At 71.1% G+C, this 17,307-nt stretch carries 18 protein-coding genes; 14 read left to right on the top strand and 4 right to left on the bottom strand.

Annotated elements, in window-relative coordinates:
- Window positions 1-44 precede the first annotated feature (44 nt).
- The 12 genes from HDC93_RS23890 to HDC93_RS23835 all read left to right on the top strand — a co-directional run bounded on the left by HDC93_RS23890 (window position 45) and on the right by HDC93_RS23835 (window position 12,875).
- Complete coding sequence (locus tag HDC93_RS23890) at window positions 45-1,145, top strand: RNA polymerase sigma factor (protein WP_185012899.1); 1,101 nt, start codon at window positions 45-47, stop codon at window positions 1,143-1,145.
- Window positions 1,146-1,822: 677 nt separating this feature from the next.
- A complete protein-coding gene (locus HDC93_RS23885) occupies window positions 1,823-2,752 on the top strand; it encodes an ABC transporter ATP-binding protein (protein ID WP_185012898.1) in 930 nt (309 codons plus the stop codon).
- Window positions 2,749-3,519, top strand: coding sequence for an ABC transporter permease (locus HDC93_RS23880; RefSeq protein ID WP_185012897.1), 771 nt, complete (start codon window positions 2,749-2,751; stop codon window positions 3,517-3,519). The genes HDC93_RS23885 and HDC93_RS23880 overlap by 4 nt, the downstream gene beginning before the upstream one ends.
- 3 nt (window positions 3,520-3,522) lie before the next feature.
- Complete coding sequence (locus HDC93_RS23875) at window positions 3,523-4,326, top strand: ABC transporter permease (protein WP_184845712.1); 804 nt, start codon at window positions 3,523-3,525, stop codon at window positions 4,324-4,326.
- Window positions 4,327-4,334: 8 nt separating this feature from the next.
- Entirely contained in the window at window positions 4,335-5,576 is a 1,242-nt protein-coding gene (locus HDC93_RS23870) for an MCE family protein (RefSeq protein ID WP_185012896.1), read from the top strand.
- A complete protein-coding gene (locus HDC93_RS23865) occupies window positions 5,573-6,610 on the top strand; it encodes an MCE family protein (protein WP_185012895.1) in 1,038 nt (345 codons plus the stop codon). The genes HDC93_RS23870 and HDC93_RS23865 overlap by 4 nt, the downstream gene beginning before the upstream one ends.
- A 248-nt stretch (window positions 6,611-6,858) precedes the next feature.
- A complete protein-coding gene (locus tag HDC93_RS23860) occupies window positions 6,859-7,866 on the top strand; it encodes an MCE family protein (RefSeq protein WP_398986303.1) in 1,008 nt (335 codons plus the stop codon).
- Window positions 7,863-8,978 carry an MCE family protein gene (locus tag HDC93_RS23855; RefSeq protein WP_185012894.1) on the top strand — a complete coding sequence of 372 codons (1,116 nt, stop codon included), beginning with the start codon at window positions 7,863-7,865 and terminating at the stop codon, window positions 8,976-8,978. Before HDC93_RS23860 ends, HDC93_RS23855 begins: the two co-directional genes overlap by 4 nt.
- Entirely contained in the window at window positions 8,975-10,285 is a 1,311-nt protein-coding gene (locus HDC93_RS23850) for an MCE family protein (RefSeq protein ID WP_185012893.1), read from the top strand. The genes HDC93_RS23855 and HDC93_RS23850 overlap by 4 nt, the downstream gene beginning before the upstream one ends.
- On the top strand, window positions 10,282-11,559 hold the full coding sequence (locus tag HDC93_RS23845; RefSeq protein WP_185012892.1) for an MCE family protein: 1,278 nt from the start codon (window positions 10,282-10,284) through the stop codon (window positions 11,557-11,559). Before HDC93_RS23850 ends, HDC93_RS23845 begins: the two co-directional genes overlap by 4 nt.
- On the top strand, window positions 11,556-12,044 hold the full coding sequence (locus tag HDC93_RS23840) for a hypothetical protein (protein ID WP_185013048.1): 489 nt from the start codon (window positions 11,556-11,558) through the stop codon (window positions 12,042-12,044). The genes HDC93_RS23845 and HDC93_RS23840 overlap by 4 nt, the downstream gene beginning before the upstream one ends.
- Window positions 12,045-12,092: 48 nt before the next feature.
- Window positions 12,093-12,875, top strand: a complete 783-nt coding sequence (locus HDC93_RS23835) for a hypothetical protein (protein ID WP_185012891.1) — start codon at window positions 12,093-12,095, stop codon at window positions 12,873-12,875.
- Window positions 12,876-12,953: 78 nt separating this feature from the next.
- On the opposite strand, the gene HDC93_RS23830 is transcribed toward HDC93_RS23835, so the two are convergent.
- Together HDC93_RS23830 and HDC93_RS23825 are read right to left on the bottom strand one after the other, a co-directional pair.
- Window positions 12,954-13,319, bottom strand: a complete 366-nt coding sequence (locus HDC93_RS23830; protein ID WP_185012890.1) for a MazG-like family protein — start codon at window positions 13,317-13,319, stop codon at window positions 12,954-12,956.
- A gap of 224 nt (window positions 13,320-13,543) precedes the next feature.
- A complete protein-coding gene (locus HDC93_RS23825) occupies window positions 13,544-14,101 on the bottom strand; it encodes a DoxX family protein (RefSeq protein WP_185012889.1) in 558 nt (185 codons plus the stop codon).
- A 159-nt stretch (window positions 14,102-14,260) separates the two neighbouring features.
- Between HDC93_RS23825 and HDC93_RS23820 the strand changes: the two genes are divergently transcribed.
- Both HDC93_RS23820 and HDC93_RS23815 read left to right on the top strand, forming a co-directional pair.
- Complete coding sequence (locus HDC93_RS23820) at window positions 14,261-14,587, top strand: nuclear transport factor 2 family protein (RefSeq protein ID WP_185012888.1); 327 nt, start codon at window positions 14,261-14,263, stop codon at window positions 14,585-14,587.
- Window positions 14,588-14,647: 60 nt separating this feature from the next.
- The gene (locus tag HDC93_RS23815) at window positions 14,648-15,088 is read left to right on the top strand and encodes an aldo/keto reductase (RefSeq protein ID WP_185012887.1); all 441 of its coding nucleotides are present in this window, start codon (window positions 14,648-14,650) and stop codon (window positions 15,086-15,088) included.
- 265 nt (window positions 15,089-15,353) lie between these two features.
- On the opposite strand, the gene HDC93_RS23810 is transcribed toward HDC93_RS23815, so the two are convergent.
- Together HDC93_RS23810 and HDC93_RS23805 are read right to left on the bottom strand one after the other, a co-directional pair.
- The gene (locus HDC93_RS23810) at window positions 15,354-16,136 is read right to left on the bottom strand and encodes an SDR family oxidoreductase (RefSeq protein WP_185012886.1); all 783 of its coding nucleotides are present in this window, start codon (window positions 16,134-16,136) and stop codon (window positions 15,354-15,356) included.
- 52 nt (window positions 16,137-16,188) lie between these two features.
- Window positions 16,189-17,223 (bottom strand): Gfo/Idh/MocA family protein, encoded by a 1,035-nt coding sequence (locus HDC93_RS23805; RefSeq protein ID WP_185012885.1) that lies wholly within the window; start codon window positions 17,221-17,223, stop codon window positions 16,189-16,191.
- Between the last annotated feature and the right edge of the window lie 84 nt (window positions 17,224-17,307).

The raw sequence follows: 17,307 nt of genomic DNA, 5'->3' as shown, positions 1-17,307 counted from the left end.
CGCCGGACAGCACGGGACCGGTGGGTGAGCGCGAAGGGGCCCTCATGGCGACGGACATGCCCGCACAGACACGTGTGGAGATACACGCGGCCGACGAGCGGTGGCGCCACATGTGGAGCCACCGCGAGCATTTGCTCAAGGTGGCCCGGCGCAGGTCGATGAGTGCGGAGGACGCCGAGGACGCGGTACACGAGGCGATGCTGCGCGCGGCCGAGCGGCCCGATCTGGACGAGGAGCGGCTCGCGGCCTGGCTGACGACGGTGACGATGCGGCTCTGCGTCGACCGCTATCGGCAGGTGCACCGCGAGGCCGAGGTGCGTACCAGTCCGACGCTCGTCACCCCCGGCCCGGTGCCCGTCGAGGAGGCGGTGTGCGACCGGGCTGAGGCGAAGTGGCTGGCGGTGCGCAGCGGTGAGCTGCCCGCGCGGCAGGCCGAGGCGCTGCGGCTGAAGTCGCAGGACCTGGACGTCGGCCAGGTCGCCGTCCGGATGGGGCTGAGCTACCGGACCGTCGAGTCGCTGCTGGCCCGGGCCCGGCGGACGCTGCGGCAGTCGCTGGCCGCCACGCTCGGGTGCGCGCTGTTCCTGATCGGGTGGGGGCGGTCGCGCGGAGTCGGCAGGGCGCAGGCCGTGGCGGTCGCCTCGACGGCGGCATCCCTGGCGGTGGCGGGGTTCGTGCTGCCGTACGCGCTCGACGGCGGCGGCGGCGGCGGGGGAGGCGGGGGCGGTGCGGCGCCTCGGCCCGCCGTCGCCACGCCGGACGCGGAGACGATGCGGCCGGACGGCGGTGGCGAGGGCGGTACGCGTCGGGGGTCTGAGCCCACGACTGCCGCAGCCGAGCGCGGAGCGGCCGGGGCTCCCGCCGGCGAATCGTTCCTCCCGCTGTCCGTGCCGTCGCTGCCGGAGGTCCCGGTCGTCGCGCAGGTCCCGGATGTCCCGGACCTTCCTCAGGTCCCGGCGGCCCCGCTGCCCGGGCTGTCCGCGCCGGAGGTCCCGCAGGTGCCCGACGCCCCCGGCCTGCCGGTGGAGCTCTCCGCCGTGCCGAGGGACACGGCGGCCACGGCCGTCCCGGAAGCTCCCGAGACATCCAACACGCTGTCCACCTCGTTCCCCGGGCTCGAGCTCACGGCGAGCCCGCTTCCGTAGCGCTGTCAGTAAACCCGCCTCATAGCGCTGCCTGGCGCCGCGCGCAGGTGTTGCCGGGAGACCGATTCGCGGGTGCTGCCGGGCGCCGCGCGCAGGTGTTGCCGGGAGACCGATTCGCGGGTGCTGCCGGGCACCGCGCGCAGGTGCTGCCGGGAACCGGCTCGCGGGCGCTGCCTGGCGCTGCTCGAAGGTGCTGCCGGGAACCGGCTCGCAGGTGCTGCCCGGTGCTGCTCGAAGGTGCTGCCGGGAACCGGCTCGCAGGTGCTGCCTGGCGCTGCTCGAAGGTGCTGCCGGGAACCGGCTCGCGGGTGCTGCCCGGTGCCGCTCGAAGGTGCTGCCGGGAACCGGCTCGCGGGTGCTGCCCGGTGCCGCTCGAAGGTGCTGCCGGGAACCGGCTCGCAGGTGCTGCCCGGTGCTGCCCGAAGGTGCTGCCGGGAACTGGCTCGCGGGCGCTGCCTGGCGCTGCCCGAAGGTGCTGCCGGGAACCGGCTCGCGGGCGCTGCCCGGTGCCGCGCGAAGGTGCTGCCCGGGAACCGGCTTGCAGGCGCTGCCTGGCGCCGCTCGAAGGTGCTGCCCGTAACCCGCCCGAAAAAAATCCGCCGCACGAGCGACGGACGCCCAGTCCCTCCCCGTAGAGCAGATGGCAGAGCTGCTCCGCGGGCTGAAGGGTGGACCGGATGGGTGTCGAGATCTGTGTGGAAGGACTGACCAAGTCCTTCGGTCACCAGGTCATCTGGCAGGACGTCTCGCTGACGCTGCCCGCCGGGGAGGTCTCGGTCATGCTCGGCCCCTCGGGCACGGGCAAGTCGGTGTTCCTCAAGACGCTCGTCGGACTGCTGAAGCCGGAGCGCGGCTCGATCACGATCCAGGGCCGGGACATCACCAAGCTCCGCGAGCACGACCTGTACGAGGTGCGCAAGCTCTTCGGCGTGCTGTTCCAGGACGGCGCGCTGTTCGGCTCGATGAACCTGTACGACAACATCGCCTTCCCGCTGCGCGAGCACACCCGTAAGCCCGAGAGCGAGATCCGGCGCATCGTGCTGGAGAAGATGGACATGGTCGGGCTGATCGGCGCCGAGGAAAAGCTGCCCGGCGAGATCTCCGGCGGGATGCGCAAGCGCGCCGGGCTGGCCCGGGCCCTCGTCCTGGACCCGGAGATCATCCTCTTCGACGAACCGGACTCGGGCCTGGACCCGGTCCGCGTCGCCTACCTCAACCAGCTCATCGTCGACCTCAACGCCCAGATCGACGCGACCTTCCTGATCGTCACGCACGACATCGCCTCGGCCCGCCAGGTGCCGGACAACATCGGGCTGCTCTTCCGCCGGGAGCTGGTGATGTTCGGGCCGCGCGCAGAGCTGCTGACCAGCGACGAGCCCGTCGTACGGCAGTTCCTCAACGGCCGGATGCAGGGCCCGATCGGCATGGCGGAGGAGAAGGACGCGGCGCAGGTCGAGCAGGAGCTCGCGCAGATCGACGACAGCACGCGCGTGCAGGAGCTGACTCCCCGCCTGCTGCCGGGACCGGGCATCACCCGCCCGCCCCGCTGGCAGGCGATCGCACGGCGCGAGGCCCGGCTCCACCAGAAGGAGGTGGCCGGCGCATGAGCCTGTCACCGGCCGGGGCGCTGCGGCACTCCGGCAGCCTCTTCGCGATGGCGCTGGACGTCGCCCGGACGATCCCCCGACGGCCTTTCCAGGCACGGGAGTTCATCCAGCAGGCGTGGTTCGTCGCGAGCGTGACGATCCTGCCGACGGCCCTGGTCTCCATCCCGTTCGGGGCGGTCATCGCGCTCCAGATCGGCAGCCTGACCCGGCAACTGGGCGCCCAGTCCTTCGCCGGGGCGGCCTCCGTGCTCGCCGTGCTGCGCGAGGCCTCGCCGATCGTCACCGCGCTGCTGATCGCGGGCGCCGGCGGCACGGCGATCTGCGCCGACCTCGGGGCGCGGAAGATCCGCGACGAGATCGACGCGATGCAGGTGCTGGGCATCGACCCCATCCACCGGCTGGTCGTTCCCCGCGTGCTGGCGTCGATGCTGGTGGCGGTGCTGCTCAACGGCCTGGTGTCGGTGGTCGGCGTGGCGGGCGGCTACTTCTTCAACGTCGTCCTCCAGAACGGCACTCCCGGCGCCTACCTGGCCTCCTTCACCACGCTCGCCCAGCTCTCCGACCTGTGGGCGGCCGAGGTCAAGGCGCTGGTGTTCGGTGCGATCGCCGGGATCGTCGCCTCCTACAAGGGGCTGACCGCGAAGGGCGGACCCAAGGGTGTGGGCGACGCGGTGAACCAGTCGGTGGTGATCACCTTCATGTTGCTGTTCGTGACGAACTTCGTGATGACCGCCGTGTACTTCCAAGTCGTTCCGCAGAGGGGCTGAGGCATGGCGCTGCTGAGTCGTCTGGAGGAGCTGGGTGCCCAGCTGTCCTTCTACGGGCGGTCGCTGGCCTGGACCGGCCGCACCCTGCGCCGCTACAAGAAGGAGATCCTGCGGTTGCTCGCCGAGGTGAGCTTCGGCCGCGGCGCGCTCGCCGTCGTGGGCGGCACGGTCGGCGTGATCGCCTTCCTGTCGTTCTTCACCGGCACGGAAGTGGGGTTGCAGGGGTACGCCGCGCTCAACCAGCTCGGCACCTCCAACTTCGTGGCGTTCCTCTCGGCGTACTTCAACACCCGTGAGATCGCCCCGCTGGTGGCCGGGCTCGCGCTCTCCGCGACCGTCGGCGCCGGGTTCACCGCCCAGCTCGGCGCGATGCGGATCAGCGAGGAGACCGACGCGCTGGAGGTCATGGGCGTGCCCTCGCTGCCGTTCCTCGTGACGACGCGGATGATCGCCGGGTTCGTGGCCGTCATCCCGCTGTACGTGATCGGGCTGCTGTCCTCGTACCTGGCCGCCCGCACCATCACCACCGGCTACTACGGGCAGTCCACGGGCACCTACGACCACTACTTCCAGCAGTACCTGCCACCGGTCGACGTGCTGTGGTCCTTCGGCAAGGTGCTGGTCTTCGCCGTCCTGATCATCCTCGTGCACTGCTTCTACGGCTACTACGCGAGCGGCGGCCCGGCGGGCGTCGGCGTCGCGGTGGGCCGCGCCGTGCGGACCTCGATCGTGGCGATCAACGTCCTGGACTTCTTCCTGTCGCTGGCGATCTGGGGCGCCAGCACGACCGTACGGATCGCGGGGTGAGCCGCCGGATGAAGGTGCTGAGACTGCGGTTGTACGGCGTCGTCTTCATCGCCGTGCTCGCGCTGCTGCTGTCCCTGTCCGTCGCCGTCTACCGGCAGGCGTTCACGCCGGTCGTGCGGATCACTCTGGAGGCCGACAGCCTCGGCAACCAGCTCGATCCGCGGGCCGACGTCAAGCTGCGCGGGCTGCTGGTCGGCGAAGTGCGCGGCGTGCGGGCCGACGGCACGAAGGCGACGCTCGACATCGCGCTGAAGCCGGAACACGTCGCCCGGATCCCGTCCGACGTGCACGCGCGCCTGCTGCCCAAGACGCTGTTCGGCGAGAAGTACGTCGACCTGGTCGCACCGCGCGGCTCATCGGGCCGGCCCATTCGCGCCGGTGACGTCATCACCCAGGACCGCACCCGCGTCGGCATCGAGGTCCAGCAGCTGATGAACGACCTGCTGCCCCTGCTGCGGACGGTCCAGCCCGGCAAGCTCAACGCCACGCTCTCCGCGTTCGCCACCGCCCTCGACGGCCGCGGCGACCGGATCGGCGACAACCTCACGCGAGTGGAGGCCTACCTGCGCCGCATCAATCCGCACCTGCCGTCCCTGAAAGAGGACATCGCACGCTTCGCCGACGTCGCCGAGGTCTACGGCGACGCGGCGCCCGACCTGATGGAGATCCTGCGCAACACCGTCACCACCAGCCGCACGATCGTCGATCAGAAGGACCGGCTGGCCGCGGCGCTGAAGAGCACGGCCACTGTCGCGGACACCGCCGAGGACTTCCTCGACTCCAACGGCGACCGGCTGATCACCCTCGGCCGGGTCTCCCGCCCCACGCTGGAGCTGTTCGCCCGCTACTCCCCCCAGTACCCCTGTCTGCTGGCCGGCCTGGTCCGGCAGGAGAAGGCGTCCGAGGAGGCGTTCAAGGGCGGGAAGATGCACATCACGCTGGAGGTCGTACGACCGCAGGGCGCGTACGAACCGGGTGAGGAACCGCGCTACGGCGAGCGGTCGGGCCCGAACTGCCGTGATCTGCCGCACCCTGCGGTGCCGGCGCCCGGCGCCCACCTCGACGACGGTTCCAAGGAGGCGAGTCCGGCCTCGGGCGGCCCGCTCGGCGTCTCCGCCACCCGGGCCGAGCAGCGGGCCGTCGGCTCGCTCGTGGCGCCGGTGCTGGGCGTGCCCGCCGACGAGGTGCCACCGGTCGCGACGCTGCTGTTCGGGCCGATGGCGCGCGGGACGGCGGTGAGCGTCGCATGAGCACCACAGGAGCCCGGCAGACCGCCGCCCCGCTGGTCAAGTTCAGTCTCTTCGCGCTGGTGACGCTGGTGGCGACAGCCCTGCTCGCCGCCACCATCGTGAACATCTCCTTCACCCCCGAGCACGAGTACCGCGCGGTCTTCAGCGACGTCACCGGCCTCGAAGAGGGCGACGACATCCGGGTGGCCGGAGTGCGGGTCGGCGAGGTCGAGGGCATCCGGATCAAGGACCGGACGCTGGCCGAGGTCACCTTCACGACAAGCCAGGACCGGCCGCTGCTGACCAGTACGGGCGCCGTCATCCGCTACCGCAACCTGGTCGGGCAGCGGTACGTCGCGCTGACCGAGGGCGCCGGCGACGGTACCCGGCTGCGCCCCGGCGGCACGATCCCGCTCGCGCGCACCCAGCCGGCCCTCGATCTGAACGCGCTGCTGAACGGCTTCAAGCCGCTGTTCGCCGCGCTCAGCCCGAAGGACGTCAACCAGCTCGCCACCGAGATCATCAAGACCCTCCAGGGCGAGGGCGGCACCGTCAACAGCCTGCTCACGCACACGGCGTCGCTCACCACGTCGCTGGCCGGCCGCGACAAGCTGATCGGCTCGGTGATCGACAACCTCAACACCGTGCTGAAGACGCTCGACAAGCGAGGCGCCCGCTTCTCCGGACTGCTCAAGCAGCTGCGCCGGGTCATCTCGGGCCTGTCCGCCGACCGCAAGCCCATCGGGGAGTCGCTGGTGAGCATCGGCGATCTGACGGAGGCCACCTCGGGCCTGCTGAAGGACGCGCGTCCGCCGCTGAAGGACGACATCGCGGAACTGACCGACCTCACCGGGACGCTGAACGACAACGAGAAGACCGTGGAGGGCGTGCTGAAGAGGCTGCCGAACAAGCTCAACGAGCTCACGGGGACGGCGTCCTACGGATCGTGGTTCAACTTCTACCTGTGCGACTTCGACGGCCGGATCGTGCTGCCGAAGACGAAGCAGGTGCTCACCCCCGAGATGCACGTGGCGAGGGCGAGGTGTGGGGCATGAGCCGTAAGAACCGCCCGGAGCCGCTGGTCAGGGTGCGGGTGGAACCGCCGAAGCTGCCCAGAGTACGGCTGCCGGGGACACGGCTCCTGCCGCGCCGCACGCCGCGCCCGCAGCCGCTGGTCAGGGTGCGGGTGGAACCGCCGAAGCTGCCCAGAGTACGGCTGCCGAGGACACGGCTCCTGCCGCGCCGCACGCCGCGCCCGCAGCCGCTGGTCAAGGTCCGCGTCGACCCGCCGAAGCTGCCGAGGATCCGGCTCCGCCGTCCGCGCCTCGGGCCCTTCCGCGAGCGCAACCCCGTCCTCATCGGTGCCGTCGGGCTCACGGTCCTGGCGCTGCTGACCGTGGCCGCGTTCAACGCCGACCGCCTGCCGGTGATCGGCGACGGTGAGACGTACAGTGCCGCCTTCGCGGAGGCGGGCGGTCTCAAGCCGGGTGACGAGGTGCGGATCGCCGGGGTCAAGGTCGGCAAGGTCGAGGAGGTCGACCTGGACGGCGACCATGTCAAGGTCACCTTCAAGATCAAGGGCGAGCCGGCGTTCGGCACCGAGACCGGCGCGTCGATCCGGGTCAAGACGATTCTCGGCGCCAAGTACCTCGCCCTGTACCCCAGCGGGCGGGGCCAGTTGGAGCCCGGCAGCGAGATCCCGCTGAAGCGGACCGTCCCCGCCTACGACGTCGTGCAGGCGTTCAGCGATCTCACCACCACGACGGAGAAGGTCGACACCGAACAGCTGGCGAAGGCGCTGGACACCATCTCGACGACCTTCGAGGACTCCCCCTCCGAAGTGCGGTCGTCCATCAAGGGCCTGTCGAAAATCTCCCGGACCGTGGCCTCGCGCGACAAGGCCCTCAGGGAGCTCCTCGACCACGCGAACGGCGTGACGGGTGTACTCGCCGACCGGTCGGGCGACTTCACCGCCCTGGTCGAGGACGGCGACAAGCTGTTCAAGGAGATCAGCAAGAGGCGCAATGCGATCCACAAGCTGCTGAAGACCTCCGCCGCGCTCGGCATCCAGCTGTCCGGCCTGGTCCAGGACAACGAGAAGGAGATCGGGCCCGCGCTCAAGGGCCTCAACACCGTGGTGAAGATGCTCGAACGCAACCAGTCCAGCCTCGACCGGAGCATCGAGCTCCTTGCGCCCTATGTGCGGGTCTTCACCAACACCCTCGGCAACGGCCGCTGGTTCGACTCCTACGTCCAGAACCTGGTCGCCGCCCCGGTGGTGCCGCGGACGCGGACGGGAGGCGCGCGGTGAGCAACCGTTGGAGGAAGGGCGCGGCCCTGTTGATCACCCTGACCCTGGTCGCGGCGCTCACCCACGTCCTGTGGCCGCGGACCGAGCCGGCCCGCGTCACGGCGTACTTCCCGCGCACCGTCGGCATCTACCCCGGCTCGGACGTCCGCGTGCTGGGCGTGCGGATCGGCGAGGTCAAGAAGATCACGCCGGAGGGCGGCCGGGTGCGGGTGGAGCTGGAGTACGACGCGGACCGGAAGGTCCCGGCGGACGCACAGGCGGCGATCGTCAACTCCTCGGTGGTCAGCGACCGTTACGTGCAGCTGCTGCCGGTGTACCGCAGCGGCCCGGTACTGCGGGACGGGGACGAGATCCCCGAGTCGCGCACGGCCGTGCCGGTCGAACTGGACCGCGTCTTCGACAGCCTGCACACCACGGCAGAGGCGCTCGGCCCCGAGGGAGCCAACAAGGACGGCGCCCTGTCACGGCTGCTCGGCGTCAGCGCCGACAACCTCGACGGCCAGGGCGAGAACCTGCACCAGACGGTGAAGGACCTCTCGGAGGCGGTCACGACCCTGTCCGACGGCCGCACGGACCTGTTCGGCACGGTCCGCAACCTCCAGGTGTTCACGGCGGCACTGGCGGCGGACGACAAGAGCGTGCGGTCGTTCAACAGCAGCCTCGCCAAGGCCGCCGGGCAACTCGCGGGCGAGCGCAAGGATTTGGCGGCGGCGCTGAAACACCTCGGCACGGCGCTCGGTGACGTGTCCGCCTTCGTGAAGAAGAACAAGAAGTCGCTGACGTCGAACGTGGAGGGCCTGAGCAAGGTGACCAAGGTGCTCGTCACCCAACGGGCTGCGCTGGAGGAGCTGCTGGAGGTCGCGCCGACGGGCGTGTCGAACCTGCACAACGCCTACAACCCTTCCGCCGGCACCCTCGACACCCGCAACAACCCGGACCATCCGCAGGATCCGGCCTCACTGCTGTGCTCGATCCTGAAGACGACCGGGGAGAAGGCCGACTGCGGGGACCTGAGGGACCTCTTCGACTCCCTGCCCGAAGTGCCCCGGGGCACCTCGGGCGCCGGAACGGTCGACCGCACCCTCGGTGGAATCCTGGGGGCGAGCGCATGAGGCCACTGAGCAAGGGCGGGGCCGTCACCTGGGCGGCCGTCGGGGCGCTGCTCCTGTCCGGCTGCGAGTTCAACGGCTGGTACGACGTCCCGCTCCCCGGCGGAGCCGCCGCCGACGGCCACGCCTACCACGTCACCGTCGAGTTCCGCGACGTCCTGGACCTGGTTCCGCAGTCGTCGGTCAAGGTCGACAACGTCACCGTGGGCGCGGTGGAGAAGGTGGAGCTGGAGGGCTGGCACGCGAGGGTCCGCCTCCGGGTCGCCGACTCGGTGAAGCTGCCCGCCAACGCCGTGGCCGGGCTGCGGCAGACCAGCATGCTCGGCGAGAAGTACGTGGCGCTGGCCGCGCCGCCGGAAGGCACGCCGGTCGGCCGGCTCCGCGACGGCGACGTGATCCCCCTGTCCCGCAGCGGCCGCAATCCGGAGGTCGAGGAGGTGCTGTCCGCGCTGTCCGCCCTGCTCAACGGCGGCGGCGTGGCCCAGCTCAAGACGATCACCACGGAGCTGAACAAGGCCCTGGAAGGCCGGGAGAACCGGGTCAAGTCCCTGCTCAAGGAGCTCGACACCTTCATCGGCGGCCTGGACGACCAGCGCCGGGACATCGTCCGCGCGCTGAAGGCCGTGGACCGGCTGGCCAAACGGCTGGGCAAGGAGAAGACGACGATCGCCGAGGCGGTCGACACGATGCCGCCCGCCCTGAAGGTCCTGGCCGACCAGCGCCGCGACCTGACGAGGATGCTCACCGCCCTGTCCAGGCTGGGCAAGACCGGCACCAAGGTGGTCAACGCCTCGCACGACGACACGGTCGCCAACCTCAAGCAGCTCCGGCCGATCCTGCGACAGCTCAACAAGGCGGGCAGCGACCTGCCCAACTCCCTCGAGCTGCTGACGACGTACCCGTTCCCGCGCAACGTGGTGGACGCCATCAAGGGCGACTACGTCAACCTGCACATCACGGCGGACCTCGATCTGGCCGGGATCTACGGCAATCTGACGGACGAGCCGGGCGGCGGGAACGGCGGGGACTCCGGGCCCGGGCTTCCCGAGCCCCCACACCTGCCGGACGTACCGGACCTCCCGGACGTGCCGGAGCTCCCGGACGTGCCGCGCGTGCCGAAGCCCACCGCGCTGCCGAGCGGTCCGAGCGTGCCGTCGTCCCCGTCGGCCCCCGCAGGCGGCGGCGACCCACTGTGCCCGCCGGTGTGCACCGCCGGTTACGGCTCCCACGGCCACCGCACCGGGGGCGACTGGCCCGAGGGGATCAACCTCGATCTCGCCGAGCTGATGCTGAAGGGGGTCCAGCCGTGATCACCCGTACGGTCAAGGCGCAACTGATCGCCTTCGCCACCCTCACCGCCGTGGGTGTGTCGTACGTCGGCGCCGAGTACACGGGCCTGGTGGACGAGGTCCTGGACCGCGGCTACACCGTGCGGGCCGACTTCGCCGACTCCGGGGGCGTCTTCTCCGGCGCCGAGGTCACGTATCGCGGGGTGCCGGTGGGCAAGGTCGGCGCACTGCGCCTGGCCGGCCCGGACGGGGTCTCGGTCACGCTCGACATCGAGGACGGGGCGCCGCGCATCCCGGCGGACACGCTGGCCGTGGTGGCGAACCGTTCGGCGGTGGGCGAGCAGTACGTCGACCTTCAGCCCCGCACCTCCCACGGCCCGTACCTGCTGAACGGCAGCACGATCCCGCGCGAGAGCACGCGGGTGCCGCTGTCGACGACGGACATGGTCCTCAGTCTGGACCGCCTGGTGAACTCGGTCGGCAAGGACGACCTGCGGGTCACGGTCGACGAGTTGGGCAAGGCGTTCGCCGGCACAGGCCCGAACCTGGGCCGCCTGGTGGACTCGGGCAACACCCTGGTCGAGTCGGCGTCCGAGGCGCTGCCGGAGACGATCGCCTTGATCGAGGACTCACGGAAGGTCCTGAAGACACAGGCCGACCAGGGCTCGTCGATCAAGTCGTTCGCGCGCGATCTGGCGGCGCTGTCAGCCCAGTTGAAAGCCAGTGACGGGGACCTGCGCAGGCTGATCGGAAACGCGCGGCCGGCGGCGCAGGAACTGAACTCGCTGCTGAAGGCGACCGGGCCGCAGCTGTCGGTCCTGCTGGGCAACCTGATCAGCGGCGGCCAGATCACGCTGGCCCGCCTTCCCGGCGTGGAGCAGGCCCTCGTCACCTTCCCGCTGACGGTGGCGGGCAGCTACACGGTGGTCCCCGGCGACGGCACCACCCACTTCGGCCTGGTGCTGAACGCCGACGAACCGCCGGCCTGCACTCAGGGGTACGGCACGGCACGCCGCGACCCGGCGGACACCAGCACACGCGAGGCGAACACCGACGCCCGCTGCACACTCCCACGCGGCAGCGAGTCGTCGGTACGCGGTGCGCAGAACGCCCCGGGCGCGTCGACCGCCGACGGCGGCGCGAACCAGGCTGCGTACGTCACCCCGTACGACCCGGAGACCGGCACCATCACCGGCCCGGACGGAAGGAACGTCGAGATCGGCTCGGCGGGCGGCCAGCAGGCCGTGTTCGGAAAGGAATCGTGGCAATGGCTGCTCGTTGGTCCCATGGCATGAGGCCGGTGCGACCAGGAGTGCTGACGGCGGGACTCGTAGCGGCGACCGTCATCACCACAGCACTCTCACTCTGGCTGGCCCTCGGCCTCCACGCACAGCGCGAGGCCGACCATCGACGCCAGGGCATCCTGGCCGCGGCCCGCCAGTCGGCACTGAACTTCACCTCCCTGGACTACCGGCACTACGACCGCGACAGCGCGAACGTACTTGCGGGCGCGACCGGCGAGTTCAAGAAGCAGTTCACCGCGCAGACCGACCGGCTGACGAAGCTGGTGGCCCAGAACAAGTCCGTGTCGGAAGGCCAGGTCCTGGAGGCGGGCATCGTCCGCTCCGACGAGAACTCGGCCCGTGTGCTGGTGGTCGCCGACAGCAAGGTGACCAACACCGCCGTGCCCGGGGGAGAGGCGCGCACGTACCGGCTCCAGCTCGACCTCGTACACAAGGACGGCCGCTGGCTGACGTCCGACGTCGAGTTCGTCGGCTGATCCACGGACCGATACGCCGACCGACAAGCACCGACGAGGAGTACCACCATGCCGAAGACGACCACCGGCCGCGCTCACGGTCCCGGCGCCCGCCGCACCATGACGGCGGCCGCCCGAGCGGCGGCGAAGCGCGCGGAGCGCGGCCACCGCGAAGCGGACGCGGTGACGGCCACGGACGAGGAGTCCCCGCGCCGTGCCGAGCGGCCGCTCGCCGGACGCACCGTCCTCGTCGAGGCCCCTCGGGACGGCTGGGACGATCCGCCGGAGCCGTCGACGGAGCCGTTCGAGGAGGACGGACCGCAAGAGCAAAGTGAACCCGGTCCCGGCGGGCGCCGCAGGCTGCTCACCTCGGTCCTGGCCGTCCTGCTCGTCGTCGGCCTGGTCGCCCTGGCCGTCCTGGGATGGCAGTACCGCGACGGCCGCCGGACGGAGACCGCCCGGACCGAGGCGCTCACGGCCGCGCGAAAGGCGGCACCGACCGTCCTGTCGTACGACTACCGCCACCTGGACAAGGACTTCTCGAGGGCCCGCGCCCACCTGACGGGCGACTTCCGCGACGAGTACGGCAAGACCACGAAGACCGTGGTCGCCCCGACGGCCGAGAAGTACCGCGGCGTGGTGAAGGCAAGGGTCGCCGCCCCCGGCTCCGGCGGCGCACCTGCCGCCTCCGTCGTCTCAGCCTCCCCCGACAAGGTCGTCGTCCTGCTCTTCGTCAACCAGGTCACCGAGAGCACCCAGGTGTCGGGGTCCCGCCTGGACCAGAACCGGGTGCGGATGACGATGGACCGCACCGGCGACGGGTGGAAGGTGAGCGCGGTGGACGCGCTGTGAAGGCAGGACCGGCGCCTCTCACCGCAGCGTGACCCGGCCGGGGAAGGGTGAACGGGCTCTTGTTGCGGTATCCGGTGATCAGAGCGACCCACGCGGAACGTCCGCCTGTGCCGACCGCGCCGTGGACCGTCGTGTCACCCGCTCCAGGTGACGTGCGAACACCTCCGGGGCCTGCGGCGTAAGCGTCCGCAACGCCAGCAACGCCGTGATGGCGACATCACACAACTCCGCCTCCACGTCCTTCCACGTATGCGTGACTCCCTTGCGCGGGTTCTGCCCCGTCGCCCCGATCACCGCCTCCGCGACCTCGCCCACCTCCTCGGAGAGTTTGAGGATGCGAAGGAGGAGGCCCTCGCGGCCCTCGACGGGACGGTTGGTGTCGAGCCACTCGCACAGAGCGTCGATGGTGGACCAGAGTTCAGGGGCGGGGGACTGTTCGTTCATGGGGGCGCAGCCTGCCATGCGGGACTGACAACGCCCCGGGTCCCGGCCCCCCGGGCCCCTTAGGGGTCCTTTCACTATGCCCGTCCGGGTCGCGTGGTCTGGCACCGCACCTCGCCGCGTTGCCGAAAAGCCCTAGTAGCTCCGCTACGAGGGCTTCCCGGCGCCTTGCGACGCACGGCACCAGACCACGCGCCCTGATCGGACGCTCATAGTGAAAGGACCCCTTACTCCATGTACTCCTCCTCGAACAACGCCTCCTGCTCCCCCTCCTTCGCCTTCCGCAGCCGCCTCGCCCGGGCCCCCACCACCACCGCCGTGCCCGCCGCCGTCGCCGCGAAGGCCGCGGGGATCATCCAGCCGCGGTTCACCGCATGGCCGAGCAGGTGGTCCAGGGAGAGGCGGCCCGGGCCGGTGATGGCCAGGCCCGCCGCCGTCAGGCCCAGCGTCGCCGCGTACTCGTAGCCGCCGCCCTGGTTGAAGAAGCCGTGCGGGGCGTGCACCGCCGCCGCGCCGGCCATCGCGCCGGCCGCGGCCGCGCCCGCGGCCGGCGTGGCCAGGCCGAGGGCCAGCAGTGTGCCGCCGCCGGTCTCCGCGAGGCCCGCCGCCGTCGCGCTCGCCTTGCCGGGGACGTAACCGACGGACTCCATGAACTGGCCGGTCCCCTCGATGCCGTGTCCGCCGAACCAGCCGAACAGCTTCTGCACGCCGTGGGCGGCCAGCGCGCCGCCCGCACCCAGCCGGAGCAGCAGCAGACCCAGATCACGTCGGTCGTTACGCCTCACGTCGTCTCCCGGAGCAGGCAGCCATCAATACGGAACAGGACCATGCGTCGCGTCGTCGCGATTCCACCGTCGCATCGCCGACGCCCCGCCGACCGCCCCGGGGACGCCGTTCGGGTGGCACGGGTGGCGCGGGCCGGTGGCCGGTACGAGGCTGCTCGCATGACGATTCAGACCACGCGCCTCAGCGATCCGGCCGTCCGGGCCTTCGTGACCGCCGTGAACAACCACGACCGCGAGAGCTTCATGAAGGTCCTCGCGCCGAGCGCGACCATGACCGACGACGGGTCCGACCGCGACCTCGACGACTGGGTGGACCGGGAGATCTTCTCCTCCCACGGCCACATGGAGGTCGACAACGAGTCCAACGGCGGCCGTTCCCTCCTCGTCCGCTACAGCAACGACACCTGGGGCGAGATGCGCACCCGGTGGAGTTTCCAGGTGGACGAGGACGGCCGCATCACGCGCTTCGAGACCGGTCAGGCCTGACCCCGGCCCCCGAGCCAGGGCTTGTGCTCGTGTGCGCTCCAACTCCTGGCCTCTCCCGGCATGGAGACCACACGGCCGCTGGGACGCGGCGGCATCGAGGTGAGCGCAGTCGGCTTCGGCTGCTGGGCGATCGGCGGTGAAGAGCAGGCCGCGGACGGGCAGCCGCTCGGCTGGGGCAGGGTCGACGACGAGGAGTCGGTACGGGCGGTGCGGCGCGCCCCCGACCTGGGCGTCACCTTCTTCGACACCGCCGACGCCTATGGCGCCGGGCACAGCGAACGGGTGCTGGGCCGGGCCCTCGGCAAGCGCAGGGCCGATGCCGTCGTGGCCACCAAGTGGGGCAACTGCGCCCTGGCCTGGCTGTGGGCACGCAGCCCGCGCGCGGTTCCGATCCCCGGTTTCCGGTCGGTCGCCCAGGCTCAGGAGAACGCGGGGGCGCTTGAGAAGGGGGCTCTGACCGACGCGCAACTCACCGAGGTCGACCGGCTGCTCGGGCGGTGATCCCCGGTCCGGTCCTTGCTGTGGGCGGCAGTCGTTCCACGCGCACCGGTGCGTACTCCGCGGTCCCTCGCGGAATCCACCCCCACCCGGTGCCGTGGAACGGCTGCCGCCTCCCCCCCTTGGATGTGGCCGACGGGAGCTCTCTGCTCCAAGTGTGAAGCTTTGGTGTAGGAGATTTGAGCATAGGCCCCCTATCGGCCGCAATAGTGCGGACGCTTGTATTCCGTTTGTGCATGTTGACGAGTTGACGAATGTCGCCGCGCGCTCAGCCGCGACCGACGTACGGCATCGCCGTAGCCAGTACGGTCGCGAACTGCACGTTCGCCTTCAACGGCAACTCCGCCATGTGCCGCACCGTGCGGGCCACGTCCGCGACGTCCATGACCGGTTCCGGGGCGACTTCCCCGTTCGCCTGCAGCGCTCCCGTCTGCATACGGGACGTCATGTCGGTGGCGGCGTTGCCGATGTCGATCTGCCCGACGGCGATTTCGTAGGGCCGCCCGTCCAGGGAGAGGGACTTCGTCAGGCCGGTCAGGGCATGCTTGGTCGCCGTGTAGGCCACCGACAGCGGGCGGGGCGTGTGCGCGGAGATCGAGCCGTTGTTGATGATCCGGCCGCCCCGCGGGTCCTGCTCCTTCATCTGCCGGTACGCCGCCTGCGCGCACAGGAACGCCCCGTTGAGATTGGTGTCCACCACGTGCCGCCAGGCCTCGTAGGGCAGTTCCTCGACCGGCACCCCGCCGGGGCCGAACGTGCCCGCGTTGTTGAACAGCAGGTCGACCCGGCCGAAGCGCTCGACGGTCGCGGCGAACAGGGCGCTCACGTCCTCGGGGCGTGAGACGTCCGTCCGTACGGTGAGCGCCGCCCCGGTGGGTACGCCCTCGTCCGCGCCACCGGAAGCCAGGGCCGCCGTCTCCTCCAGGGTCTCCGTACGCCGGCCCGCCAGCGCCACCGACCAGCCCGTACGCAGCAGTTCCACGGCGACCGCCCGGCCGATGCCGGAACCCGCCCCGGTCACCACCGCGATCGCATTGTCCTTGGCATTCATGGGCCCGCAGCGTACGGGAGCCGGCCCCCCCGGGCCCCCGCATGAGCAGAGCTCAGGCGGGCGTGAGCTCCGAGGTGAGGTCCTCGTCCGGGGCCTCGCCCGGGTAGCGGACGCCGACCTGGTCGCGGATCGCGTCGAGCGTCCGCATCACGGCGAGCGTGCCGTCGAGCGGGACCAGCGGGGACTCCGTCTCACCCGCGCGCACGGCCCGCATCACCTCCAGCGCCTCGTGGCGCATGCTGTTGCGGGGCCCGTCCGCCGGGTCGGCCGTGAACTCCTCGGCGTCGCGGCCGTCGCGGTGCAGGACGAAACGGTCCGGGAAGAAGAACCCCTGCGGGATGTCGATCCGGCCCCGGGAGCCGGTCACCGAGGCGGAGGTCGCCGTGCCGCCCACGATGGAGCAGTGCACCGAACCGAGCGCGCCGCTGTCGAAGGAGAGCACCGCCGCCGTCTGGAGGTCGACGCCTTCCTCGGAGAGGACCGCCCGCGCCGCGACGTCCGACGGCTCCCCGAGCAGCAGCTGCGCGAACGACACCGGATACACGCCCAGATCGAGCAGCGCGCCGCCGCCCAGCTCCGGGTTCCGCAGCCGGTGCGAGGGCGGGAACGGGCCGGCCAGCCCGAAGTCGGCCTGAACGCTGCGCACCTCGCCGATCGCCCCGTCGCCGACGAGCGCCTTCAGCCGCCGGACCAGCGGGTTGCAGTACATCCACATCGCCTCCATCAGGAAGCGCCCGTGCTCCCGCGCCAGCGCGACGAGTTCCCCGGCCTCGCGCACGTTCAGCGTGAAGGGCTTCTCGCACAGCACGTGCCGCCCGGCCGCGAGACACAGCCCGGCGGCCGCCCGGTGCGCCGTGTGCGGGGTCGCGACGTAGACGACATCGATGTCCTCGTCCTGAGCGAGGGCGTGCCAGTCGCCGTAGGCCCGGGGGATCCCGAACCGCTCCGCGAACGCCTTCGCCGACGCCTCCGACCGGGACGCCACCGCCACGACCTCCGCGTCCGGCAGGTCGATCAGGTCCGCGGTGAACGCGCCCGCTATCCCGCCGGTCGCCAGGATCCCCCACCGCACCGTGTCCGCCGTCATCGCGCCCCGCCTCCACCTCGTGACCCCGAGCAGTTCGTACGAGCCGTCGCACGACCGGTCGTACATGCGGCCGTACATGCGGTC

This window comes from Streptomyces sp. AK010 (assembly GCF_014207295.1).
In the GTDB taxonomy this organism is placed as follows: Bacteria; Actinomycetota; Actinomycetes; order Streptomycetales; family Streptomycetaceae; genus Streptomyces; species Streptomyces massasporeus.
The sequence above is the reverse complement of the archived record's forward strand: the minus strand, read 5'-3'. Positions and strand labels throughout refer to the sequence as shown.